The sequence below is a fragment of the Micrococcales bacterium genome (genome assembly GCA_016703125.1).
In the GTDB taxonomy this organism is placed as follows: Bacteria; Actinomycetota; Actinomycetes; order S36-B12; family UBA10799; genus JADKAV01.
The window spans coordinates 1-23,995 of record JADJCR010000007.1; the positions used below are offsets into that span (position 1 = coordinate 1).

Here is a 23,995-nt window from a genome sequence, read left to right on the forward strand (position 1 = left end):
CCCCGAAGACCACCCGCAGGATCACCGGATCGACGTTCCAGTAGCGGCCCAGGCCCCCGCACACCCCGCCGAAGATGCGGTCGGAGGAACTGCGCCGCAACAGGTGGGGAGCCACCGGCGGCGGTGTCATATACATCGTTGTTTCACTCATGGCTCCACTGTGTGCCGACCCCCGACCCTCCCACATCCGGTGACGACCCTGATCTTCTCCTCAGGGTTTCACCCCGATCCCAACGCCGGCCGACTGCGGGACAATGGGACGGTGAGCACCCAGACGGCCGCGCCGCGCGCCTACCGGGAGACCCGCGGCCGGTGGATCGGCAGGGGTGGCGGCCGGGCTGTCCAGATCACCTGGGGTGGCCGGTGGGGGCGGTGCGGGCGGCGTTCGTGGTGCTGAGCTTCGTCGGTGGTATCGGGGTGATCGCGTACGCCGCGTACTGGGCGGTCCTGCCTGCGCGGCACGAGGACGACTCCGACACCGCGCGCCTGCTCGCGTTCGCCGCGGTGGTGGTGGGTGGCTTCCTGATCCTGCCCACGACCAGTACCTGGATGCAGGTGGGCTTGCCGTTGGCTGTGATCGTGCTGGGCGCCACGCTGGTGTGGAGCAGGGTCGTGCCGGGACGCAGGTTGCGCCGCGATGGCCTGCAATGGACCGCGCTGGGCCTCGGGGGTGCTGCTGGTGGGCCTCGGCATCGTCGGGTGGCGGCCACCGGGCTGGCCCTGCGGTCGTTCCTGAACCTGGCCGCGGTCGCGGTCCTGCTGGTCGCCGGGGTCGGCCTGATCGCCATGCCGTGGATCGCCGGGCTCTACCGGGAACTGACCGCCGAGCGCCAGGAGCGGGTCCGCTCGCAGACCCGCGCCGAACTGGCCACCCAGGTCCACGACTCGGTGCTGCAGACCCTGACCCTGATCCGCCAGCACGCCGACGACCCGGACCAGGTCGCCCGGCTGGCGCGGTCCGAGGAACGGCACCTGCGGTCCTGGTTGTACGAACCGGCCGGAGACCCGGAGCACACACTCGCAGCAGCACTCGCTGCGGCCGCGGCGAAGGTCGAGCAGCAGTACGCCACGGCGGTGGAGGTCGTTTGTGTGGGGGACCGGGCCCTCGACGACGGCGGCCGGGCGGTGGTGGCGGCCGCGAGTGAGGCGGTGCTGAATGCGGCCAAGCATGCCGGCGGGTCGATCAGTGTCTACGCTGAGGCCGATGCCGCCCACATCGCGGTGTTCGTGCGCGACCGGGGCCGCGGCTTCGACCTGGCGGCCATCCCGGAGGACCGCAAGGGGGTCTCGGAGTCCATGATCGGTCGTATGGAACGTGCTGGTGGCTCCTGCCGGATCCGCTCCGACCAGCGGGGGACCGAAGTGGCCCTGAGCCTGGGGCCGGCATGATCCGGCTGGTCATCGTCGACGACCACGAGATGGTGCGGGCCGGCATCCGGGGTGGCATGCCCGAGGACATCGACGTGGTCGGGGAGGCCGCCGACGTCGAGCAGGCCGTGAAGGTGATCACGGCCACCTCTCCCGATGTGGTGCTGCTGGACGTGCACCTGCCCGGCGGGAACGCGCAGGCGGTGCTGCAGCAGTGTGTGGGCAGTTCCCGGTTCCTCGCACTGTCCGTGTCGGATGCCTCCGAGGACGTGGTGGGTGTGGTGCGGTTCGGAGCCCGTGGCTACGTCACGAAGGACATCACCGCGCCTGCTCTGGCCGCGGCCATCCGCCAGGTCGCCGGCGGGGATGCGGTGTTCAGCCCCCGACTCGCCGGGTTCGTGCTCGATGCGTTCACCGGTGCCGCGGCCCAGAGCGATGACGAACTCGACCGGCTCACGGCCCGGGAGCGCGACGTCATGCGCCTGATCGCGCGCGGCTACACCTACCGGGAGGTCGCCGAGGAGTTGTTCGTCAGCATCAAGACCGTCGAGACCCACATGTCGGCGGTCTTGCGCAAACTGCAGCTGAGCAATCGCCGCGAGCTCGCGCGCTGGGCACAGGTCCGTCACCTCTGAACACGGATCCCGGCGTTTCGCCCCCGCAGCCCCCCGCCCTCGCTAGTCTCGCGGCATGGCGCCGCTCCCGTCCGGGCTACGAAGAGGGTACGCACTCGGCGGCATCGCCACCGGCACCTACGGGACGGTCCCTGGCCTGCTGCTGATGCCCTACCTCACCGAGGTGATCGGGATCAAGGCCGCCCTCGCCGGGCTCGTGGTCTTCCTGCCCAAGGCCTGGGACTTCGTGCTCAACCCCGTGGCCGGCCGGATCAGCGACCGTTCGACGAACCCGCGCGGGCGGCGCCGGCCGATCATCAGGCGGGCGGGCATGCTGATGGCCCTGGGGTTCCTGCTGATCTTCATCGGTCCCACCGCTCCGGCCGGGCTTGCTACGGCGTGGGTGGTCGCCGCGTTCCTGGGCGCCGCGACGGCCTATGCGTTCTTCCAGGTGCCTTACCTGGCGATGTCGGCGGAGATCACTGAGGACTACGGAGAACGCACGCGGCTGATGATGTGGCGGGTCATCGTCATCACCGGGGGGATCATGGTGGCCGGTGCCAGTGCGCCGCTGCTGGTCGAAGCGTTCGGCGGGGCGCAGGGGTACCGCGTGATGGCGCTGGTGATGGCGGTACTGATCGTGGCGGGCACCTGGGGCCTCTGGTTCGGTACCCGCAAGGCCACCCTGACGCGTCACGAGACCACGAGCGGGACGCTGCGGGAGCAACTGCTGCTGGTGGTGCGCAGCCCGCACGTGCGCACGTTGCTGTTGGCCTTCGTGCTGCAAGCGGTGGCGATGACGATGGTGCTGGCGGGGATCAACTACACCGCCCGGCACGTGATGGGCGATCCGGCCGTCGCGACCTACGCCTTCGTCGCCTTCGTCGGGCCGGCGATCGTGGTCAGCCCGTTGTGGGAGAGGTTCGGCTTGCGCTGGGGCAAGAAGGCCGGGTTCGCCGCCACCTCGGTGGTGCTCGTGGTCGGCCTGCTGGCCCTGACCGCGGCCGGTGGTGGCGATCTGGGCGTCCTGCTCGCAGCGTCGGCGGTGGTCGGCGTCGGTTACGCCGGCAGCCAGCTGTTCCCGCTGGCGATGCTGCCCGACCTGGCCGCGCACGACGCCGTGGAGTCGGGCCAGAACCGGATCGGACTGCTCACCGGCACGTGGTCGGCCTTCGAGCTCCTGGGCTTCGCATTGGGTCCCGCGGTCTACGGGTTCGTGCTGTCGCTGGGCGGCTACGTCTCGGGGGCCGAGTCGCAGAGTGACGGGGCCCAGTGGGCCATCCTTGCCGGCATCTCGATCGTGCCAGCGGTGCTCGTGGTGCTGAGCCTGGTCGCGTTGAGCCGCTACCGGCTGGATCGCGTGTTGCGCGAGGAAGGGGTGGACAGTGCAGTCCACTGACCTGCTGGCCACGATCGACGACCTGGTGGCGATGGCGCCGCGCGCCACCGGAACCCCGGGTGGGGAGGCCGCGGCCGAGTACGTGGCCGCGCGCTTCCGCGCAGCCGGCCTGCACGACGTCCACTTCCTGGAGGTCCCGTCCTACGCCTGGCGCGCGACCACCTGCAGCCTGCGCGTGGCGGGCCGCGACCTGCAGTGCGGTCCCGTCCTGCACAGCGCGCTGCCGGACCACGAGGCGACCGGCGCCCTGGGGGGCACGGTCAGCGCGCCCGTTGTCGACATCGGCGACGGGAAGGTCGCAGACCACGACGTGCGGGGCCGGATCGTGTTGTTCGACCTGACTTTCGACATGTCCCTGTACTCCCTGCTGATGATCAGCGAGTACGTGCACGACCCTGGGCGCAGGATGCTGCGCCGCGACGTCATGGGTTCGCGCAACCCGTACGTCACCTCGCTGACCTCAGTGATGACCTCGGCGGCCGAGGCGGGGGCGGTCGCGGTGATCGGCGTGCTGCGCGACTACCCGGAGTCGGTGCGCTACCACAACGAGTACTACCGCCGCACCCTGCTCGAGTTGCCGGGTGTGTGGGTCACCAGGGCCACGGGGCAGGCGATACGCGACCTGCTGGGCGCCGGCGTTGAGGCCGAGATCGTGCTGGAGGTGCAGCGCGACCGGGTCACGTCCAGGACCGTGCTCGGGGTACTGCCCGGGCGCAGCCGCGAGACCGTCATGGTGCAATCGCACCACGACTCGGTCGGACCCGGCGCGGTCGAGGACGCCTCGGGCAGCGCGGAGGTGATCGCGCTGGCCGAGCACTACGGGCGCCTCGCACATGACGGCGCGGTGCGCGACAAGACGCTGCTCTTCGTGACGTTCGACAGTCACTTCACCGGCTATCAGGCCCACCGGGAGTTCGCCCGGCGCTATGCCCTCGACCCGGAAAGCCCGTACGACCTGGTGATGAACGCGACGATCGAGCACGTCGGCCTGCGGGCCGTCCGCGGCCCGGACGGCGGCTTCGCGCATACCGGCCAGACCGAACCACGTGGTGTCTTCGAGAACCTCAACCCGCGGCTCAAGTGGGAACTGGGACGGGCGATCCGCCGGCACGGCCTGCACAGCACGTGCCTGCTCAACGCCTCGCTGCTGGAGTACACGCGCAGCGGCATCCCCACCGACGCCTCGTTCACGTTGCTGTGCGGGGTGCCGACGGTGAGCCTGGTGTCCGGCCCCCTGTACCTGTACGACGACGCCGACACCCCCGAGTGGGTGGACGCCGACCAACTGGTGCCGGTGGCGCAGTTCTTCGTCGACGTGATCGACACTGCCGACGGGGCCAGTAGCGACCGGATCGGTCTGGTCCCCCGCCCGCTGCGCCGGCGACTGCCGCGCGGCCGCTGGTGATGCGGCACGGTGCGACCCAGCGGGTGACCTACCCCTCCACCTCGGTGTCCGGCGCGCCGGTGGAACTCACCGGCCTGGTGCACCTGCCGCACACGCCACCGCCGGCGGACGGCTGGCCGCTGATCAGCTACGGGCACATGACGACCGGCGGCGCGGCGAGCGGGGCGCCGAGCACAGCGGCGCCCGGCCACCCCGAGTGGCGGCGGATCTCGCAGGGCGACGCGCTGTGCGACAGGCTGCTGGCCCGGGGGGTGGCGGTGCTGCGTCCGGACTACGAGGGCCTGGGCAGCCCTGGCGTGCACCCGTACCTCATAGGGGAGCCGCTGGCTCGCTCGGTGCTCGACATGGTGGCGGCACGGACCACGTTCGACGCCCGGATCGGGGACCGCTGGGTGAGCGCCGGGCATTCCGAGGGATCGATGGCCGCGCTGTTCACCGCCCGTGCGGATGTTGCCCGCCCGCTGCCGCTGCTCGGGGTCGCGGCGTTCACCCCGGTCACCCGCATGGACGTCACCATCGGTGCGGCGCGGCGGCTGCCTGTCGTCCTGCCCGGGTGCGCGATCTTCTCACCGCTGATCGCACTGATGATCCGCGGCGCGGCGACTGTCTCGCCCCGGATGGCGGAACTTGTCGCCGGGGACGGCCTGAGTCCCGCCGCCCGCGGCTTGTGGCCGCACCTGGACCAACGTTGTGCCGAGGATCTCGCCCGGCCCGATTCGTGGGGTGGTTTACCGCCGGCGCGGATCGGCGGGGTGCGCGGGGAGGAACTGTTCGCAGAACTCTGGGCCGTGATGCGGGACAACGAGGTGCGCGGCCTGGAGTTGGCCGAGGTGCCGGTGCGCATCGATGCCGGCCTGTTCGACGAGGTCGCCCCCGCCCCACTGACCCGCCGACTGCTGGCCGCCTACCGCGCCCGCGGGGTCGACCTCACGACCCGCTGGTGGCCCAGCCACCACTCCGGCACGATGCGTGCCCAGTACGCCCCGAGCGAGGCCGCCGATTGGATCGTGCGACGCCTCGCCACCTGATGCCGCAGTGGCCCGCAACTACGTCCCGGCAAGCTCCCCGGGTTGTGCATCCAGTGCGCTGCGGGCGATCTGGCGCATGCGCTGAGCGGATCGGTCCATGTGCGCGGGTTCGGTGGCGGAAAGGAACTCCAGCAGGACCCGGGAGAACCGGGCGGGCTCGTCCCTGTGGGGGAAGTGCCTCGACTGCTCGAAGATCTCCAGTTGACTGCCCGCGATGATCTGGTGTGCGGCGTAGGCGTGCGCCACGGGAATGACCGTGTCGAGAGCGCCCCAGATGATCAGCGTGGGCAGTCCTTCGGTGAGGTACAGCCGGTCGTTGGCGCTGACCCGCTGACCGCCCGGTTCCACGACGCTGCGCAGGGTGTAGATGAAGGCCGCCCGGGTTGTGGTCTCCGCCAGCGATGCGTACCCGCGGGCGAACTCGGCGACCGACGGGCGCGGGCGCACCGGCAGGATGCTCAGGAACCGGCCGATGGTCGCCCCGCTTCCCGCACGCGTTCGTTGGCGATGACGGGAAGGATGAACTCGGCCCCCGGCAGGGTGGCGGCGCGCAGCACCAGGCTCACCTCGCGGCCCAGTCCGCCGCTGTCGACGAGCACAATGCGTTCGCAGTACTGGGAGTACTGGTAGGAGAACTGCATGGCCACCCCGCCGCCGAGGGAGTGGCCGACGACGGTCACGGTTTCGATCTCCAAGTGATCCAACAGGTCGCGCAGGATGCTCGCCATCGCCCCGAGGGAGTAGTCGGTACGGGGCTTGTCCGACTCGCCGTGACCCATCAGATCCGGGGCGATCACATATGCGTGCGCGGCCAGCGCCGGGATGACCGGCTCCCACGTAGCACTGCTGCTGGTGACCCCGTGAATGAGCAGGATGACCGGGAGGCCGGGGTCTCCTGCCGACAGGTAGTTGATGCGGTGGCCGTGCAAGGTCACCTGATTGTTCTGCATACCCGGCTCCTCACCCCTGTGATTCCAGCACACCACGATCGGCGGAGGTGTCCGGACGTGGGGTCGCTTGGGCCGCGTGAGCGCGACTGCCGCAGGTACGCTGCGGACAATCGAAGGAGCCCCATGCGCTACCGGCGAATGCCGATCGAAGTCGAATCCCCCGAGCAGGTGGGTTACGCCACCATCACCAACAACCTTTCGGAGAGTTCGGTCGCCGATCGGCGACTGGGTGACCTTGGCCTGGATCTCGACCTCGACGACCTGGTGCTGTGCTACGGGGATCATCTGGGTGATCCCGTGCTGCGACAGGCCGTTGCCGGACTCGGGCAAGGCATCGACGCGGACGACGTGCTTGTCACCCCCGGCGCGGCAGCTGCTCTGTTCTGCACGGCGACCGCCATGCTCGATACCGGCGACCACATGGTCGTGGTGCGGACCAACTATGCGACCAACTTGGAGACCCCGCGGGCCATCGGGGCGGACGTCGACATCGTGGACCTTCGCTATGACGACCGGTGGGCCCTCGACCTCGACCGCTTGGAGTCGCGTGTGCGGCCGGGTCAGACGCGGTTGATCAGCGTGACCTGCCCGCACAATCCCACGGGCACGATGCTGCGCGAGGCGGATCTGCATCGGCTGGTGGGAATCGCCGAGAACTCCGGTGCCGTGCTGATGGTCGACGAGACCTATCGTGACCTCACACAGGGTCCGCGACTGCCGATGGCCGCAAGCCTGTCGCCGTGTGCGGTTAGTGTCGGATCGATGTCCAAGGCGTACGGCCTTCCGGGTATCCGCATCGGGTGGGCGGTGACCACCGGCCCGGACGTGCAGCAGTCGCTGCTGGCGGCGAAGGAGCAGATCGTGATCTGCGGTTCCACGATCGATGAGCACATCGCCGGCCGGGTGCTCACCGATCGGGAGCGGATCCTGCCGGCGATCCTTGCGGACGTGCGTGAAAGGGCAGCTGTGGTCGGGTCGTGGATGCAGGGTCAGGACACCTTCGAGTGGGTGCCGCCGACAGGCGGTGTGGTGGGGCTGGTCCGCTTCAGAGAGGATCTCGTGGTGGACGAAGAGGCCTTCTACCGCCATCTGCTCGCGGATCACGGAACCTACGTCGGTCCGGGTCACTGGTTCGAGGTCGACGATCGCCATTTCCGGCTCGGCTTCGGCTGGCCCACCTTTGAACAACTGCACGCCGGGCTTGCCGGACTGACGGCGGCCGCCTCGGATGCGATGCGCTAGGTGTTGTGGTCTCAGGTGCGCCGACCTTCCTGCGGGGGTGGGCGCCTCATGCGCTGGGCTCTTCCAGCAGGCAGTCGGGCACTCGGATGGCTTGGGTCCTCTGAGCGTCTTGCCTACAGCGGCAGTCCGATCCCACACCCAGGTGTCGTCGTGAGCCAACCCCTGGGGGTCCCACAGGTGATCGACCACGTGCTCTGCCCGGGTTCTCCAGATGAGCAGGGGCCAGGAGCAGCTCGTTCTTGGTCGGACTCTCTTCGTCGCAACCCATGGAGGTGCGTGATCCAAAGACCACCTCCCTGAGACCGGGCGAATCGAAACTCGATCACCTCCCCCAGCAATGGCCCATAGACGATCGGGGTTTGCAGAGCTTCGGGCCCGTGACGGTCGCAAGGCCGCCGGCGACTGCGGCTCGAACAGTGAGATCGGCGTGTCTGTGGATGCCGTTTGGCACGTGTCCACAGATGGGTTTCGGTGTCTGTTTCGTGTCGTACCTCTGTTCTAACGTGGGTGCTGTGTGAGGAGGTGGGGGTCGGGTGACAGCAGTGGTGGAGGAGCCGGTTGGTGAGTTGCTCGCGGGGCTTGCACAGCTGCCTTCAGGGCATCCGTCGACGTGGGATCTGGAGGAGTTGCGCACCGGGATCCCGACGCTGTTCGCTCTCAGCAACCAGCTCGCCTCGCTGCAGTACGAGGCGCTCGCGTCCTACGACACCCGCGGTGGGGCGCAGATCGATGGGCACCGCACGACCGGGGACTGGCTGCAGAAGCGGACGCGGATCTCCGATGGTGGCGCGCGGGTGCACACGGCCCGCGACCTGCGCGATCATTTGCCGGCGACCGCGCAGGCGCTGCACGCCGGGACGATCACGAACGAGCATGTGCGGGTGATCCGGCGGGCCTTCCGGATGTTCGGGGAGAAGTTCTCGCTCATTGAGGAGCGGGTGGTGGACTTCGCGCTCACTCACACGGTCAAGCAGTTGCGGGCCTACGTGGACCTGATCATCCAGCAGTACCAGCCGCAGGACCACGACGATGAGGCGGAGATGAGGCGGGACGACCGCAAGGTGTTCCTCTCGCAGTCGCTCGACGGTTGGTGGGTGCTGGACGGGATGTTGGATCCGGCGACCGGTGAGATCGTGAAGGCGGCCCTCGACCGCTATGCGCAGCCGACGGACCAGAACGACCGGCGCAGCGCACCGATGCGCAACGCCGACGCCCTCGCGGAGATCGCCGATCGGGCGATGGACGGCGCCGATCGTGCCACCGGCTACGGGCACCTCGCCGTGATGATGACGGTGGACCAGCTGGAGACCGGGCTGGGGGTGACGTGGCCGAGCGGTCTGCTGATGTCTCGCACGGATCTGCGCACCTTGTCGTGCAGCGCCTCGGTGTCGTACGTAGTGGGGGTGCCCACCGACGATCCCGTACGGTGGCAGCCGCTGGCCGTCGGGTTCGCCGCCCGGTACGCCACGAAGGCCCAGCGTGCGGCGTTGGCGGTACGGGACGGCGACGGCTGTGTGCATCCGGGGTGCACGGTTCCGGCCTGGCGGTGCGTGGCCCACCACATCCGGCCCTGGGATCAGGGTGGGAGCACCGACCTGCAGAATCTCGTCCTGGTGTGCAGATACCACCATCGGCGCATCCACCTCGGGCGCCTGCGCATCATCTGGGTCGACCGACACGCCACCACCGCCGAGGCTGATCGCGCGCCACCCTGAGATACCGGTGGTAAGGACTCGGGACCGTTCCGGACATTTCCGCTAGGTTCGCCCCATGGATGCGTGGGTGCTGGCGCTGGCGGCGATCGCCGGTGCCATCGTGCTCGCCGTCCTCATCGCCCGCTGGGTGCGCGGGCGCAGCCAGATGGGCACGGAGAGCCAAATGGCCACATACCGCACGCTGCACATCGCCAGCCTTGCGGCGCCGGCGCTGCGGGGTGGGCTGACCGAGGCCGCTGCGACCCGGTCGGTGAAGTACCTGCGGGGGCTGCTGGGCGTGGAGGCGCTGGCGGTCACCGACCGGTTCAGCACGCTGGCCTTCGACGGCACCGGCGACAAGCAGCGCGAACTCGCGGTGGAGCACGCGGAACCCGCGCTGGACTCGGGCACCGCGGTGGTCATCGGGAGCGACCAGGCACGCGCGGTCTCGGAGATGTTCCGCTCCGGCATCGCCGCCCCGCTGACCTCCGACGAGGTGGTCATCGGGGCGCTCGTGGCGTACTCGGCCACCCCCGCCGGCCCGGCGATGATGCGCGCGGTGGAGGAGGTGGCGACGTTCACCTCCGGCCAGCTCGACCTCGCCGAACTCGACCGCACGCGGGCGCGCACCGCCGAGGCCGAGGTGCGAGTCCTGCGCGCGCAGATCTCCCCGCACTTCATCTTCAACTCGCTGACCGCCATCGCGTCCTTCGTGCGCACCGACCCCGACCGCGCCCGCGACCTGCTGCTCGACTTCGCGGCGTTCACCCGGTACAGCTTCCGGGCGCACGGCCGCTTCACGACCCTGGCCGAGGAACTGCGATCCGTCGAGCAGTACCTGCTGCTGGAACAGGCCCGGTTCGGCGACCGCCTGCAGGTGAAACTGCGTGTCGATCCGGAGGTCCTGGGGGTGCGCATCCCCTTCCTGTGCATACAGCCGCTGGTCGAGAACGCGGTGCGCCACGGCCTTGAGGACCGCGACACCCCCGGGCTGGTGAGCATCACCGCGCTGGAGCGGGGCCCGGACTGCTGGATCAGCGTGGAGGACGACGGGGTGGGCAACGACCCGGCCGTCATCCGGCGCAGCCTCTCCGGCGAACCCGGGGACCACGTCGGCCTGGCCAATGTCGACGAGCGGCTGCGGCAGGCCTTCGGCGACGACCGGGGGCTGGTCGTGGAGACCGCTCCGATGGCTGGCACGAAGGTCACGATGCGCATCCCGAAATACGCCGAGGCGGTGGCCCATGACTGACACCGAGGGGCTGGTGGTGGTGGCGGTGGACGACGAGCAACCGGCGCTGGCTGAACTCACCTACCTGCTCGGCCGGACCGCGGGTGTCGCGCAGGTCAGGCCCGCCAGCACCGCGACGGACGCGTTGGAACTGCTGCAGGCCGACGACGTGGACGCCGTCTTCCTCGACATCCGCATGCCGGGGATGGACGGTCTGGCGCTGGCGCGGGTGATCGGCCGGTTCGCCGCGCCGCCGCCGGTGGTGTTCGTCACGGCCTACGACTCCCACGCCGTGGACGCCTTCGACATCGCCGCGGTGGACTACCTGCTCAAGCCCATCCGCGCCGAACGCCTGGCGCAGGCGGTAGGCCGGGTGCAGCGCCACCTCGAGAGCGAACTCGGTCCCGGGACGGCCGCGCCCGATGCAGCGGCACCCGACGAGACGATCGCCGTCGAGCTCGGCGGCGTCACGCGTTACGTCAAGCGCTCGGACATCGTCTACGTGGAGGCCCAGCGCGACTACGTGCGCCTGCACACCCGCGAGGGCGGGCACCTCGTGCGCGTGCCGCTGGCCACCCTCGAGGAGCGCTGGGAGGCCGCGGGTTTCCTGCGCGTCCACCGCCGGTACCTGGTCAACGCGGCCTGCGTGGTCGGCCTGCGCAACGCCGCGGGGCGGCTCACCGTCGACCTCGGACAGGGCCAGGCCGTCCCGGTCAGCCGCCGGCACGCGGCCGCGGTCAAGGAGGCGCTGGTGGCCGGCCACCGTCTGGAGCGGGACTCGTGAGCTGCGAGTGCCGGGTTGCTGCGCGAGCCGGACGTCGGGCGCAGTGAAGCCGGAGCAGCGGCCCAAGCGCCAGGTCATTACCGGGCCCCGCCGCGATGTGCGGCGCCGGGTGCCGCGGTCGGTGACCGCGGAGATCGACGATGCGACCGAGGTAGGTCAGGTGTACGTGCGGGCGTTGATCCGCACGCAGTTGCTGCTCGGGCTGTCCACGGTGGCGTTGGTGGTGGTTCCCCTGATCGCGATGCCTCTGTTGTTCGGCTTCGTCCCGCAGGTGCGCGAACTGCAAGTGGGTCCGATGCCGTTGTGGTGGGTGCTGCTGGGGGTCCTGGTGTACCCCGCGATCCTCGGGGTCGGCTGGTGGTACGTGCGCCAGGCCGACCGCAACGAAGCGCAGTTCACCGACCTGGTGGAGGGCCGATGAACCCCACGCTGGCCGCGGCCGGCATGGCGCTCACGGTGCTCATCACCATCGGGCTGGCCGCGTACAGTTCGCGACTGGCGCGCACGACTGGTGACTTCTACGTGGCCTCGCGTTCGGTGCCCGCGTGGTGGAACGCCTCGGCGATCTCGGGGGAGTACCTCTCGGCGGCGTCGTTCCTCGGCGTGGCGGGCCTGATCATGGCCGGCGGCGCGGATGCGGTCTGGTTCCCGGTCGGGTACGCGGTGGGCTACGTGCTGGTGCTGGCACTCGTAGCGGCACCCCTGCGCCGGTCCGGGGCCTACACGCTGCCCGACTTCTGCGAGGCACGACTTCGATCGTCGAAGGTCCGGCTGATCGCGAGCGCGCTCGTGGTGCTCATCGGCTGGCTCTACGTCCTGCCGCAGTTGCAGGGCGCTGGGCTCGCGCTGCAGATCCTGCTCGACACCCCGACGTGGGTCGGTGGTCTGCTCGTGTCGATCACTGTGCTCGTCGTCATCGTCGGGGGTGGGATGCGCAGCGTCACCCTCGTGCAGGGTTTCCAGTATTGGCTCAAGGTCGTGGCGATCATGGTGCCGGTGCTTTTCCTGCTCGCCGCGTGGCGCGCCGACGCCGCCCCGAGCGCGCTGACCGAAGCGCCACCGGTGTTCGACGAGCAGACGACGGTGCGCATCGAGAACCCGATCACCGTCAATGTCGCCGCGCCGATCGCGATCCAGGCGGAGGGCACGATCGATGACATCGCCGTCGACGGCCCCCTCACGTGGCAAGTGGGCGAGCACACCGTGGCCGCCGGGAGCGCGCTGGTGTTCCCGCAGGGCGCACACGTTCCGCACCTGAGCGGCGTGCCGCAACTGACCGGAGTCGCGTGGGGGCAGCCACTGCAGAGCGGGCAGGAACACCCGCTGTACCGCACGTTCGCGCTGATGTTCGCGCTGTTCCTGGGGACGATGGGGCTGCCCCACGTGCTGGTCCGCTTCTACACCAATCCCGACGGCCGCGCCGCGCGCCGGACCGCGCTGGTGGTGATCGGGCTGGTCGGCCTGTTCTACCTCGCGCCCTCGGTCTACGGGATGCTCGGTCGTCTCTATGCCCCGGAGTTACTGCTCACCGGGCGCACCGACGCGGTAGTGCTTCTGTTGCCGCAGGCTGCAGTCGGTGGGGTGACCGGGCAGTGGCTCACCGCCCTCGTCGCGGCCGGCGCTGCAGCCGCGTTCCTGGCCACCGCCACGGGATTAACCGTCACGGTCGCCGGCGTCCTGTCGCAGGACGTCGTGGGCAAGAGGGTGCGCAACCCCATCATGTCCTTCCGGATCGCTGCGGCCGCGGCGGTGCTGGTCCCGCTGCTGCTGGGGCTTGTGGCCGAGTCGCTGCCGCTGGCCCGAGCGGTATCGCTGGCATTCGCCGTGGCGGCCGCCACCTTCTCGCCGCTGTTGCTGCTGGGGATCTGGTGGCCACGGCTCACCGATGCCGGTGCGGCGGCCGGGCTTCTTCTCGGCGGCGTGATGGCGACCGCGGCGATCGCTGTGTCCACCCTTGTTCCCGAGTTGGCCGGGTGGCCGGGGGCGTTGCTCTCGCAGCCCGCAGCGTGGGCCATGCCGGCGGCCCTGTTCACCATGGTGGCGGTGTCCCTGCGCACGGCCCATAGGATCACACCGGGGGTGGATCGGATCATGATCCGCCTGCACACACCGGAGACCGTCGGGGTGCAGCGGACCTGGACGGCGAGAGGAGCGCGATGAGCGGCCAGGTCGTGCCGGCCTCGGCGTTGGTCGACGTCGCCCTCACGATTGACTGGTCCGCGCCCTCGAGTACCGTGATGTCGGATGCCGCCGATGCCCGCACGCGTCTTCTGATCGACGGGTTCGTCCACCAGGCCGGACCGCCGCCGGCTCGTTTCGCCTGGGTGGTGCTCGGCTCGCACGCCCGCCGGGAGTTGCACTGTGCCAGCGACCAGGACAACGCCTTGTTCTGGTCGACCGAACAGGCGGCGCGGACGAGCTACGCCGAGGACCTGGCGGCCACCGTGATCACGGGTCTGGCCGAGTTCGGCCTGCGTCGGTGTGATGGCGGATACATGGCCGACAGGTGGTCGCACTCGGTGGACGAAGGGCAGCAGATCCTGCGGGAGCGGGTGGAGGCGCCGACCCCGGAGGCTGTGCTGGACGCCGACGTCTTCCTCGATCTGCGTCCCCTCGCCGGGGGTCTGGACGTCAGCGCGGCGCGAGCGGAACTGCAGCGCGGCGCCGACTCGCCGCGTCTCATGCACGGATTGGCCACGGCGGCCAATTCGTTCCCCCCACCGTTGCACGCGTTCGGCCGGCTTCCCCGGGGGGCAGTGGACCTGAAGAAGACCGGCCTCGCGCCGATCGTCCTGCTGGCCCGGCTGTACGGACTCAAAGCCCACTCCTCGGCGGTGGGCACCGACGAGCGGCTGGCCGACGCGACCAAGGACGGCGTGCTCAGCGACGAGCTCACGGGCCGGCTGCGCGAGGCCTACGAGCTGCTCACGCGGCTGCGCCTGCAGAACCAGTTGCGGCAGATCGAAGCCCGCGAGTACGTGACCGACTCCATCCTGATGGAGGACCTCGACGACGACGATCACGACCATCTACGTGACGCGTTCAAAGCCATCAAGAGCGCCCAGTCCGTCACGTCGATCACGTTCCGGACCGACCTATGACCAAGTGGCGGGTGTTGGCCCTGATCGCCGTGGCGACCTTGGTCCCAGCGTTGACCGTCGCGGTGGTCCTCGCGGATCTGCCGGAGGCTTCCCGGACCTCTGTGTTGGAGTCGCTGGGCGGGGAGGCGGTGGTCCTTGGTCTGGGGCTCGTGGTGCTCGTCGGGCTCATCGGGTGGATCGCCTGGAGCACGTGGCGCGCCGAGCAGCGCGAGGATGAGCGGACCGCGTCGGCGGTGCAGATGATCGCCGACGTGAACCCCGACCACCGCCTCGCGGGTGACTCGGCAACCGCCCGCGCGATCAATGCATTGGCGCAGCGCCACGCCGGCGCGGAGGCACGGCTGCAGGCGCAACTGGCTGCCGCGCACGACGAACTGCGACTCGAGCGTGACGGGCTGCTCGCGGTGCTCTCCGGGCTCGACGTCCCGGTGGGCGTGGTCGATGATCGTGGCCGGGTGCTGCTGGTCAACCCCGCGGCCCGTCAGGCGCTGAGCGGCAGGACCCCTGTCGCCGCGGGACGCAGCATCTTCGGGGTCTTCGACGCGGAGGACTTCCTGCCGCTGCTCACCCGCGCGCTGGCCGGTGAGCGGCCGCGGGCGGTGGTGGGGGAGACCGCCATCCGGCTGGTGCGGCTGACCGGCCCCGACGAACCGGCGATGGTGCTGGTGGTCGGCAACCCGGCCGCCGAACATGCCGAAGGTCCGGTGGTGGGGCTGAGTGTGGACCTGTCGCGGCCCTCCCGGCCGGTCCCCACCCGCGAGGAGTGGCTGCAGACCCCCCTTGCCGACATCGTGTTCACGGTCGTGGACTGCGAGACGACGGGGCTTCATGTCGATGCCGGTGATCGCCTGGTCGCCATCGGTGCGGTGCGTGTGGACGGCGGGGTGGTGCGTGCCGACGACACGTTCGATGCCCTGATCAACCCGGGCATGCGGATCCCGGAGCTGTCCACAAGTTTCCACGGGATCACCGACGACATGGTCGCCGATGCCGATGGACCCGCCGAGGTGGTCACGGCGTTCGCCACGTACGCGGCGGACTCCGTGCTGGTGGCGCATCACACCGGCTTCGACTTCGGGTTCCTGCGGCCGGCCGCCGACTCCGCGGGGGTGCACCTCGAGCCCTTGGCGCTGGACACGATGTTGTTGTCAGCCGTGATTGAGACCCATCCGGAGTCCCGGCACGGGCTGACTACGTGTGAGCGCTACGGAGTCGAGGTCTTCGGCCGCCATACCGCGCTCGGGGATGCACTGGCCACGGCGGAGGTGCTGGTGCGGATGATCCCGCAACTGGCCGAACGGGGAATCCTCACGCTGGGACAGGCGCGTGACGCCATGGCCCGCACGGATCTGGCCAAACGGATAGAGGCGGGGTCGTGAGGGTGCGACCCGCATTGTCGCGCGGTTACGGGTTTCGGGCCCCGAAACCGGTAACCGCGCAACAATCGAGCGTGGCGTGGCTGCACGCCCCGGGCTTAGCCTGGAAACGGAGGCAGTGATGAGAAGGATCATCCCCATCGTGCTCGCCGCGGCGATGCTCGCGCTGCCCGCGCCAGTTCCCGCAGTCATCGTCGTCACCGGCCATGCCCGCATCGCGGTCGACGACGGATGCCTTGCCCGTCTCGTGCAGAAGGGCTACAAGGTCGCGGTCAAGCCCGGCAAGAAGATGGAACTGCCGGTCGGCACCTACCGGATCACCGCACGACCCGCCACGTGCGAGCCCAGCAAGAAGAAGATCACCGTCCGTAAGGGCAAGACCGTACGTGCTTCGGTGATCGCTGACTCGCGTGCCTCCCAGGTCGTTCCGGTGCCCGCGCGACGGGCAGGTCAGGTGCGGTAGACGTCCCGGCGGTGGTCGATGCCCAGCACGATCACTTCGTGCCTCGATCCGTTGATGCGGTACAGGACACGGTAGGTGCCGCGGCGGGCTGAGTAGATCCCCGTGAGGTCCGCTCGCAAGGGCTTGCCGACCCGGGTAGGTGCAGCGATCAGCGAGCCGGTGACGAACTCGATCACGGCAGACACCACCGATTCTGGAAGCCCAACTCTGATCGCCCGGATCGCCGGGGGTGTCAGGACCAGTTCGTAGGCGTTCGCATCATTCACGGGCGCAATCCGCGAACCGCATCCGTTCCACGCACAACGTCTCCGATGCCGTACGCCGCGTCGGCCTCGCGGATGTCGGCGAGGGCATCGGGGTCACTGAGCACATCCAAGGTTTCTTCGAGTTCGGCGAGGTCGTCGGGGCTCAGGATCACAGCTGCAGCCTGGCCGTTGCGGGTGACCGTGACCCGTTCGTGCTCCCGCTCGACCCGGTCAACGACCTCACTGAACCGATCGCGGACTTCTCGTAACGAGTGGATGCTCATGGACGCAATTGTGGCGCCTACTCGCGGTCGCGGGCAGGGTGGTCCTGTTCGTCGCGCGTGCTCGTATCTCTCGTGGGGCTGGCCTGCATCTCGGCGTGTCATGCCCTGCGCCCGTCGGCCGCCGCGCAGCGAACGTCCGGCCCGCCCGCGTAGCCTTACCGCGGAGGACGCATGAACGGCAAAGACCCCCGTCGCTGGTGGGCGCTGTCGGCGATGAGCCTGGCGGTCTTCCTCGTCGCCGTCGACGGAACGGTGCTGAGTCTGGCCACGCCGAGCATCGTCGAGGACCTCAAGCCCACTGCCTCCCAGGTCCTGTGGATCGGTGACATCTACTCCTTCGTGCTGGCGGGGCTGCTCATCACGATGGGTAATCTCGGCGACCGCTTCGGCCGCAAGTTCCTCCTCCTCGTGGGTGGTTCGTTGTTCGCGGCGATGTCCGTCGTCGCGGCGTATTCGGCCACGCCGGAGATGCTCATCCTGAGCCGCGCACTGCTTGGTGTGGCCGGCGCCACGCTGATGCCGTCGACGCTGGCTCTCATGCGCTCGACGTTCACCGACGACACCGAACGCAGTTTCGCCATCGGTGTGTGGAGCGCGATGGGCGCTGCGGGCGCGGCGGCCGGCCCGCTGTTCGGCGGGGCGCTGCTGCAGCACTTCTGGTGGGGGGCGGTCTTCCTCGTCAACGTCCCGATCATGGCGCTGGTCCTGATCATCGGCCTGCCCACCCTGCGCGAGTCGCGCGACCCCAACCCCGGTCCGCTCGATGTGCTCTCGGTGGTGCTGTCGATGGTGGGGATCCTCGGCGTCGTCTATGCGATCAAGGAGATGGCGATCCGCGGATTCGAGGTCCAGTACCTGATCGCGGGTATCCTCGGGGCGGCCGCGCTGACCTGGTTCGTCCGGCGCCAGCGGCGTCTCGAGCACCCACTGGTGGACGTGCGGCTGTTCTCCTCCGGGCCGTTTACGGGAGCCGTGCTGGGCATGCTGCTGTCGGTGTTCGGCCTGGCCGGCGCGCTGTTCTTCTTCTCCCAGTACCTGCAGTTCATCAAGGGCCTCGAACCGTTGCAGGCGGGCCTCTTCGAACTCCCCGCCACGTTGTCGGCCCTGATCGCAGCTCTGCTCGCGGGCAACATCATGCGCCGCTTCGGTCGCGGGCCCGTGACAGCGGTGGGTCTACTGGCGATCGGTGTCGGGATGGCGGCGATCGCCTTCATCCTCGACTCCGAGGAGTACCTGGTGTTTGCCGTGCCGCTGATCCTCATCGGTGCCGGTGACGGTGTGGCGTTGACGATCGCCTCGGACACCGTCCTCGCGGTGGCTCCCAAGGACCGTGCCGGTGCCGCGTCTGCGGTGTAGGTGGCCGCTGCGGCCACCGAATCGCCGGGGGAGGGTTTCGAGGCGATGAAGGGGCTCGGTCCCGAGGTCACAGATCCGCTCGTCGATGCGATCCACGTGGCCTTCACGCAGGCACTTCAGGTCACCACCTGGGTCGGTGCCGCCGTGCTGATCTTCGGGGCCTTCATCACGTGGCGGCTGCTGCCGGGGCGCAAGGAAGCCGTCAACGAGATGGTGGCCCATTAGCCCGTGATGGGCCAGCCGCAGCCGTAGGCGTTGCTAGCCCGTGATGGGCCAGCCGCAGCCGTAGGCGTTGTTCGGCCAGTCATCGGACCGGGACTCCCGGGCGTAATCCTGTGGATCGAGGCCGAGTCCGTCCTTGTCCCTGTCGACCTGCAGCGATGCCGGCGGCTCCACGAACATCTGCTTGAGTACGTCGTCGTCGAGGTTCGTCACCGAGTACCGCGAGTAGACGTCCGCGATGGTGAACGTGTCGTACTGGCTGGGCGTCGACCCGTCGGGATAGATCTCCTGCAGCGCCGCTATTCGTGCGGCCTTCTGCACGTCATCGAAGGGCGTCACAGACCCGAAGTAGCAGTAGAAGTTGATCGAGTCGTCCCACTTGCTGCGCCGGATCGTCCAGACCGGGAACTGGATCGGGATGAGCTCGGAGTAGATCTCGCGCTGGGCCGACCGTTCCGCTGCAGCAGCCGTGGCCTTGATGGCGTTCTTGTTCCACTGGTACTCGGCAGGACACGACGTCTCGTCGCCATCAGCGCCGTTGCACTCCGCGATGGGGCCGACCGTGGACAGTTTGGCGTAGTCGCTGACGAGGATGTCGCCCATGACGTCGAAGGATGCCGCGGTGTCGTCGGCTTGGTCCCGCAGTTTGTCCGACAGGTGATCCGCCTCGATCTGCAACTCCTCGTCGGGGGACTCCCCGTCCTCCTGCGCGTCGAGGTGCATGGCCCCGAAGTCCAGTGCTGTGGCGGCCACCGCCAGCAGCTTCTCGAGGTCCTTGCCGTAGGTCTCGACCTCCTCGGCGAACGGATCGAAGAAGTCCACGATCGTGAACAGGACGTCCAAGGGGTTGGCCTTCAGCGGATCCGGCTTGGCACGGAACTTCGTGTACGCGTCGGTCTGGGTGTCCTCCCAGTCCTTGGTGGCCGCCTTCTCGTAGGGTGCCGCGAAGTTGTTCATGTAGTTGACGATGTTGCTCACCCAGGATGTCTCGTCGCTCAGAGCTTCTTGTGCCCTGTTGAACTGCTCCTCGGTGAACGTCACCGTCGTGCCGGGCACCTGTACACACCTCTTGGGCTTGTCCACGCCCTTCGGGCAGTCCCATGTGAGGTCATTGATGGAGTCGCTGACCGACGCCCAGTCGTAGTCCTGGGTCCAGTACGCGGTGCGGGGCTGGGAACCCAGCCTGGGGGTCGTGTGGTTCCCGATCCAGGCGATCGCCGGGTTGCCCGCCTCGGGCCACGCCGAGGCGCCCGGTGCTGCGAGCAGGACCTTCTGCAAGGTGTCGTTGGGTGTCAGTTCCTCACTGCTGGCAGCGGGTCTGAACGTCGACGTGGTGTCGGGGTTCAATCGACCCTGGATCACGGGGTTCGTGCCGCGTGCCTCCTCGCCCTCGCCCTCGTCGGCGCCTCCCCACCCGATCAGGGTGTACTGCTGACCCTTGGTGACCGCGGCCGTGTTGAACGTGTGCTTCGTCCCGCCCACCGCGGCGATCGCCTCAGCCAGGCGTTTGGCCACATCGCCGGTCGCCTGGGGTCCGATCAGCAGTTCCTGTCCATCGGTGGCGGAGTTGATCATCACGATGTCGCCCGACCCGAAATGTGTCTGCAGGAAGGCGATCATCGCGTTCGCCTGCGCGGTGGCGTCCGGACCGTTGGTCACGAAGGCGTCGTGGTCCTTGCGTGTCAGGTCATGGCCTTCGAACACGTCGACGGTGTAGCCGGCAGCGCCTGTGAACGCACTGCCGTACTGCTTTCCGTCCATCTCGACGGTGGTGCCACACCCAGCCGCCGAGCAACCCCTTCCGACCCGCGTCGAGAAGGTCGTGCTGCGCGGGTCCAGGTACTGGTAGTCGTCCCAGCGGTTCTTGATGAGGTAGCCGTCGAGGCGTCCGGTGCCCGACGGGCGGTAGTTGTAGGTGGCGCCGCCCTTCTGCATCCCCGGCACGCCGATCATCGACACCTCGCCGGAGCAGACGAGGGCCTTGGGCGGTGTCGGGCCGCCGATGGCGACGAGATCCCGGAAGATGCCGCCGTCGCTTTCGCCGCTTCCGTAGAACGGGTGGGCTGAGACGATGACGAGGTTGTCCGGCGTCAGCTTCGCGACGATGTCCTGGATGTACTCGATCTTCGGGGCGCTGTCGCCCGGTGCGATGGTGCAGTCGGAGTTGACGCAGACCCCGAGAAGCTTGTTCCCCCGGGGCGCGAGCTCCAGGCTCTTGCGGTCCAGTACGAGTACCTGCGCGGTCTGGTCGCGCATGTCACCGGCCGCGCGCGGGCTGGCGTAGAAGGTGTCGCCGACCTGGATCCCCGGGTATCCGTCCTTGTCTGTCGCCATGGTGTTGATCGGGACCATCGGCGCATCGACGGCGGCGACCTCCATGACGTCAGAGGTGGTGCGACCGGCCTGCCGGGTGGTGAGGCGGACCCGGTACGTGCCGGCGACGTCCGTCTTCAGCCGTGGGGCGCGCAGGCGGGCCGGTCCCTTGCGCGCGGTGCTGCCCTTGGGTGCACGAAGCACGGTCCAGGTGCGCCTGATCCGGGTGCCCTTCGCGCTGGGGTGGGACTTCGCCACCGCCTTGAGACGCACCGTCGACCCGGCCTCCGTCGTGCGGTCGCGTCCGGCGCCTGCCAGTGGGCGTTTGTGGGTGACACGGAATGTCGAGGTCGCCGTGCGCATCTTCCCATTGGCGGCAAGGACCCTGACCCGTAGCGTGTTCTTGCCGTGGCGCAGACCGTGGCTGGCCGACGCCGTCAAAGAGAACGTCTTCGGGCTGGCGGTTCGCAGGTACTTCTTGATCGGGGAGCCGTTGAGACGGGCCGCTTCGACGGTGGTGCGCTTGCCGGTCCGCACCGTGACACGCACAGGGTGTGCAGTGACGCGGGCTGCGTTCTTGGGGGACAGGGAGAGGCGCGCCTTGAGTTTCTTGCGCTTGGGTCGCTGGGTCTCACGGGCGTCCCGCGCGGCCCCGGGTTTCTTCGCCGTCACGCTGCTGTCCGGGGCAGGTTGCGTGGCAATGGCCCCGGGCGCGACGACGAGAGCGGTCAACGGCACGGCGACCGCCACCATGCTTGCCACGAAGCGTGCACGCATTGCTGAACCTCCATGAGGATTCCCGGGAGTGTTCACGGTAACCGTGCAGCGTCGATACGTGCCGCCATGTCACACAACCGTTACGTCTGCTCGGTCAAGGGTGCCGGTCGCGCGCAAGCCTCTACAGTGACCACGAGGAGGTGCGCCCTTGATCGAGATCACCTGGCAGTACGACCCGGACGCCGACATGGTCGAGCGCGTTCCGGAGACGGCTGAAGAAGCCATGCTCATGCTGCACATGGGGAACTCCGCCTTCGCCGAGATGGGTCGCGCGCGCGGCGATCACCGATACGTCATCCCGATCACCGCCGAGGAGCTCGGACTGGGGGACCGGCCGGGTGAGGCTCCTTCGCAGGAGCCGATGGCCGTGGTGCTGGGGTGTGCCGACGCCCGCGTGCCGCTCGAACTGGTCTTCTCGCAGTCCGCCAACGACCTGTTCGCCGTCCGGGTTGCCGGCAACATCCTCGGCTCCGACTGCGTCGGGAGTATGGACTACGCGGTCTCACAGTTGCCGAGCGTCCGGCTGCTCGCGGTGGTCGGGCACACCGGGTGCGGCGCGGTGCAGGCAGCCGTGGACGCATACGTCGCGCCCAACACCTACCTGGGTCTGTCGGCCAACCTGCCGTTGCGGCGGATCGTCGACACCGTGGTGCCGGCGGTGCACGGCGCGGACGTCGCACTGCGCGAACACTACGGGGCCGACGTGGTGTTCCGGACCGGGTACCGCGCGGCGCTGGTCGACGCTGCCGTTGTGGTCAACGCGGCGATCGCGGCCGATGCGATGCAGCGGATCTTCGCCGAGCACCTCGGGGAGCGGCTCGGTGCGGCGTTCGGCGTGTACGACCTGGCGAGTCGGCTGGTGGGGCTGCCGGACCTGCAGATGGACTGGCGCCACGGGCTCTTTCCACCACCGCCGGCCGAGCAGATGCCCGACTTCGTCGATGCGGTGGTGCGGTCTTTGCACATCCGGGCGCTGCTCGGCTGAGGTGCTGCGGTCGCGACTTGGCTGGGGAGCAGATTGCGTACAGGACCACTAGGTGGTCGGAAGTGCAATCTGCTGGCGAGGGCGGCCGGCGTGTCGGTCAAACCACCTGCAGGCTGCGTTTCGACAAGCCGAAGGCGTAGCCGTCGATCTCGGTGGCGACCTCGCCGTCCGCCGCACCTAGAGTCACGAACAGCGGTGTGAAGTGTTCGACCGTGGGATGGGCGTAAGGCAGGCCCGGTGCATGCGTTTGGAAAGCGGCGAGTTCGTCGAGATCACGTCGGGCCAGCGCCTCGGCGGCCCAGTGGTCGAATTCCCTCGACCAGCCCGGGACCGCGTTGCCGTAGAACATCTCCGGTGTCAGGAATGGCAGCCCGTGGGTCATGAAGCCGGAGCCGATCACGAGGATGCCGCGCTCGCGCAGCGACTTCAACGCCGCGCCCAGCCGCAGGAGCTCGGCCGGGCGTTGCGTGGGCAGTGACAGCTGCAGAACGGGGACGTTCGCCCCTGGGTACATGACCTTGAGCGGGACCCAGGCGCCGTGGTCGAGGCCACGACTGGCGTGCTGGTGCACCGGCCACTCGTCCGGCAGTGTGGCGAGCACCTCTGTGGCCAGCGCGCTGGCCTCTGGGGTGTCGTAGCGCATCCGGTAGTAGCGGGGGTCGAACCCGCCGAAGTCGTACACGACGTCGCGCGGTGTCACGGCGCTGAGGCTCAGCGGAGCAGCTTCCCAGTGCGCGGACACGATCAGGATCCCCTTGGGCACGGGCAGTTCGTCCGCCCACTTCGACAACTGCTCGATCCATACGGCGTCTTCGAACAACGGCGGCGCGCCGTGGCCGATGTAGAGGGCCGGGAGGGCCTGGTCACCCTCCGCCCACGCCGTACGCGAGGCCTCGCGGCGCAGCAGGTCGGGCAGCTTCTGCTCGTACGCGATCTCGGGGGACATGATTGAAGCTTAAACTAGTCTATGGCCGGTGTACAGGCTGCCACCCGCTCCTCCTAGGCATCCGTGAGCACTTAACAGGTCCGGGAGCGGTTCGGAGGCGCACAACCGCTAACCAATCTGCCAAGTGCTCACGGATCGCAAGGCCGTCGGTGAGCGGGTCAACAAGGTGGCTGTGCCGGGGGCGGAGACCCGCCGAGCCAACCTCGTGTGCG

At 69.0% G+C, this 23,995-nt stretch carries 20 protein-coding genes and 2 pseudogenes; 16 read left to right on the forward strand and 6 right to left on the reverse strand.

The window, feature by feature from the left end:
• A partial coding sequence (locus tag IPG68_11780; protein MBK6763892.1) for a PspC domain-containing protein occupies positions 1-151 on the reverse strand: 151 nt, incomplete at its 3' end.
• 212 nt (positions 152-363) lie between these two features.
• On the opposite strand from IPG68_11780, the gene IPG68_11785 reads away from it, so the two are divergent.
• Genes IPG68_11785 through IPG68_11805 form a run of 5 tightly spaced genes read left to right on the forward strand, consistent with a single transcriptional unit; the run spans position 364 to position 5,814 of the window.
• Positions 364-1,389: a histidine kinase gene (locus IPG68_11785; protein ID MBK6763893.1), complete on the forward strand. Its 1,026-nt coding sequence runs from the start codon at positions 364-366 to the stop codon at positions 1,387-1,389.
• Positions 1,386-2,003, forward strand: coding sequence for a response regulator transcription factor (locus IPG68_11790; protein MBK6763894.1), 618 nt, complete (start codon positions 1,386-1,388; stop codon positions 2,001-2,003). The genes IPG68_11785 and IPG68_11790 overlap by 4 nt, the downstream gene beginning before the upstream one ends.
• Before the next feature lie 55 nt (positions 2,004-2,058).
• On the forward strand, positions 2,059-3,381 hold the full coding sequence (locus tag IPG68_11795; GenBank protein ID MBK6763895.1) for an MFS transporter: 1,323 nt from the start codon (positions 2,059-2,061) through the stop codon (positions 3,379-3,381).
• On the forward strand, positions 3,368-4,786 hold the full coding sequence (locus tag IPG68_11800; GenBank protein MBK6763896.1) for a M28 family peptidase: 1,419 nt from the start codon (positions 3,368-3,370) through the stop codon (positions 4,784-4,786). Before IPG68_11795 ends, IPG68_11800 begins: the two co-directional genes overlap by 14 nt.
• Before the next feature lie 23 nt (positions 4,787-4,809).
• On the forward strand, positions 4,810-5,814 hold the full coding sequence (locus IPG68_11805) for a lipase (protein MBK6763897.1): 1,005 nt from the start codon (positions 4,810-4,812) through the stop codon (positions 5,812-5,814).
• An 18-nt stretch (positions 5,815-5,832) separates the two neighbouring features.
• Here IPG68_11805 and IPG68_11810 read toward each other — a convergent pair.
• Positions 5,833-6,764 (reverse strand): annotated as a pseudogene (locus IPG68_11810) (alpha/beta fold hydrolase).
• Positions 6,765-6,887: 123 nt separating this feature from the next.
• Here IPG68_11810 and IPG68_11815 point away from each other — a divergent pair.
• The 9 genes from IPG68_11815 (at position 6,888) to IPG68_11855 (ending at position 16,655) form a co-directional block, all read left to right on the forward strand.
• Complete coding sequence (locus IPG68_11815; protein MBK6763898.1) at positions 6,888-8,006, forward strand: aminotransferase class I/II-fold pyridoxal phosphate-dependent enzyme; 1,119 nt, start codon at positions 6,888-6,890, stop codon at positions 8,004-8,006.
• Positions 8,007-8,539: 533 nt separating this feature from the next.
• Entirely contained in the window at positions 8,540-9,721 is a 1,182-nt protein-coding gene (locus IPG68_11820) for a DUF222 domain-containing protein (GenBank protein MBK6763899.1), read from the forward strand.
• Between the two features lie 55 nt (positions 9,722-9,776).
• A complete protein-coding gene (locus IPG68_11825; protein MBK6763900.1) occupies positions 9,777-10,952 on the forward strand; it encodes a histidine kinase in 1,176 nt (391 codons plus the stop codon).
• Positions 10,945-11,715 carry a response regulator transcription factor gene (locus IPG68_11830; protein ID MBK6763901.1) on the forward strand — a complete coding sequence of 257 codons (771 nt, stop codon included), beginning with the start codon at positions 10,945-10,947 and terminating at the stop codon, positions 11,713-11,715. The genes IPG68_11825 and IPG68_11830 overlap by 8 nt, the downstream gene beginning before the upstream one ends.
• 43 nt (positions 11,716-11,758) lie before the next feature.
• Positions 11,759-12,136 carry a hypothetical protein gene (locus IPG68_11835; protein ID MBK6763902.1) on the forward strand — a complete coding sequence of 126 codons (378 nt, stop codon included), beginning with the start codon at positions 11,759-11,761 and terminating at the stop codon, positions 12,134-12,136.
• Positions 12,133-13,875: a cation acetate symporter gene (locus IPG68_11840; GenBank protein MBK6763903.1), complete on the forward strand. Its 1,743-nt coding sequence runs from the start codon at positions 12,133-12,135 to the stop codon at positions 13,873-13,875. The genes IPG68_11835 and IPG68_11840 overlap by 4 nt, the downstream gene beginning before the upstream one ends.
• On the forward strand, positions 13,872-14,816 hold the full coding sequence (locus IPG68_11845; GenBank protein MBK6763904.1) for a hypothetical protein: 945 nt from the start codon (positions 13,872-13,874) through the stop codon (positions 14,814-14,816). The genes IPG68_11840 and IPG68_11845 overlap by 4 nt, the downstream gene beginning before the upstream one ends.
• Positions 14,813-16,195, forward strand: coding sequence for a PAS domain-containing protein (locus tag IPG68_11850; GenBank protein MBK6763905.1), 1,383 nt, complete (start codon positions 14,813-14,815; stop codon positions 16,193-16,195). Before IPG68_11845 ends, IPG68_11850 begins: the two co-directional genes overlap by 4 nt.
• A gap of 118 nt (positions 16,196-16,313) precedes the next feature.
• A complete protein-coding gene (locus tag IPG68_11855) occupies positions 16,314-16,655 on the forward strand; it encodes a hypothetical protein (GenBank protein ID MBK6763906.1) in 342 nt (113 codons plus the stop codon).
• Here the strand turns inward: IPG68_11855 and IPG68_11860 are convergent.
• Positions 16,643-16,891, reverse strand: coding sequence for a type II toxin-antitoxin system RelE/ParE family toxin (locus IPG68_11860; protein MBK6763907.1), 249 nt, complete (start codon positions 16,889-16,891; stop codon positions 16,643-16,645). The two genes, IPG68_11855 and IPG68_11860, sit on opposite strands and share 13 nt — an antisense overlap.
• A gap of 26 nt (positions 16,892-16,917) precedes the next feature.
• On the reverse strand, positions 16,918-17,184 hold the full coding sequence (locus IPG68_11865; GenBank protein ID MBK6763908.1) for a type II toxin-antitoxin system Phd/YefM family antitoxin: 267 nt from the start codon (positions 17,182-17,184) through the stop codon (positions 16,918-16,920).
• Between the two features lie 171 nt (positions 17,185-17,355).
• Here IPG68_11865 and IPG68_11870 point away from each other — a divergent pair.
• Positions 17,356-18,765: pseudogene (locus tag IPG68_11870) on the forward strand (MFS transporter).
• A gap of 33 nt (positions 18,766-18,798) precedes the next feature.
• Here the strand turns inward: IPG68_11870 and IPG68_11875 are convergent.
• The gene (locus tag IPG68_11875; GenBank protein ID MBK6763909.1) at positions 18,799-21,852 is read right to left on the reverse strand and encodes a hypothetical protein; all 3,054 of its coding nucleotides are present in this window, start codon (positions 21,850-21,852) and stop codon (positions 18,799-18,801) included.
• 148 nt (positions 21,853-22,000) lie between these two features.
• On the opposite strand from IPG68_11875, the gene IPG68_11880 reads away from it, so the two are divergent.
• Complete coding sequence (locus IPG68_11880; GenBank protein MBK6763910.1) at positions 22,001-22,837, forward strand: hypothetical protein; 837 nt, start codon at positions 22,001-22,003, stop codon at positions 22,835-22,837.
• Between the two features lie 97 nt (positions 22,838-22,934).
• Here the strand turns inward: IPG68_11880 and IPG68_11885 are convergent, their stop codons facing one another.
• Positions 22,935-23,783: a dioxygenase gene (locus IPG68_11885; protein MBK6763911.1), complete on the reverse strand. Its 849-nt coding sequence runs from the start codon at positions 23,781-23,783 to the stop codon at positions 22,935-22,937.
• Positions 23,784-23,995: the final 212 nt, after the last annotated feature.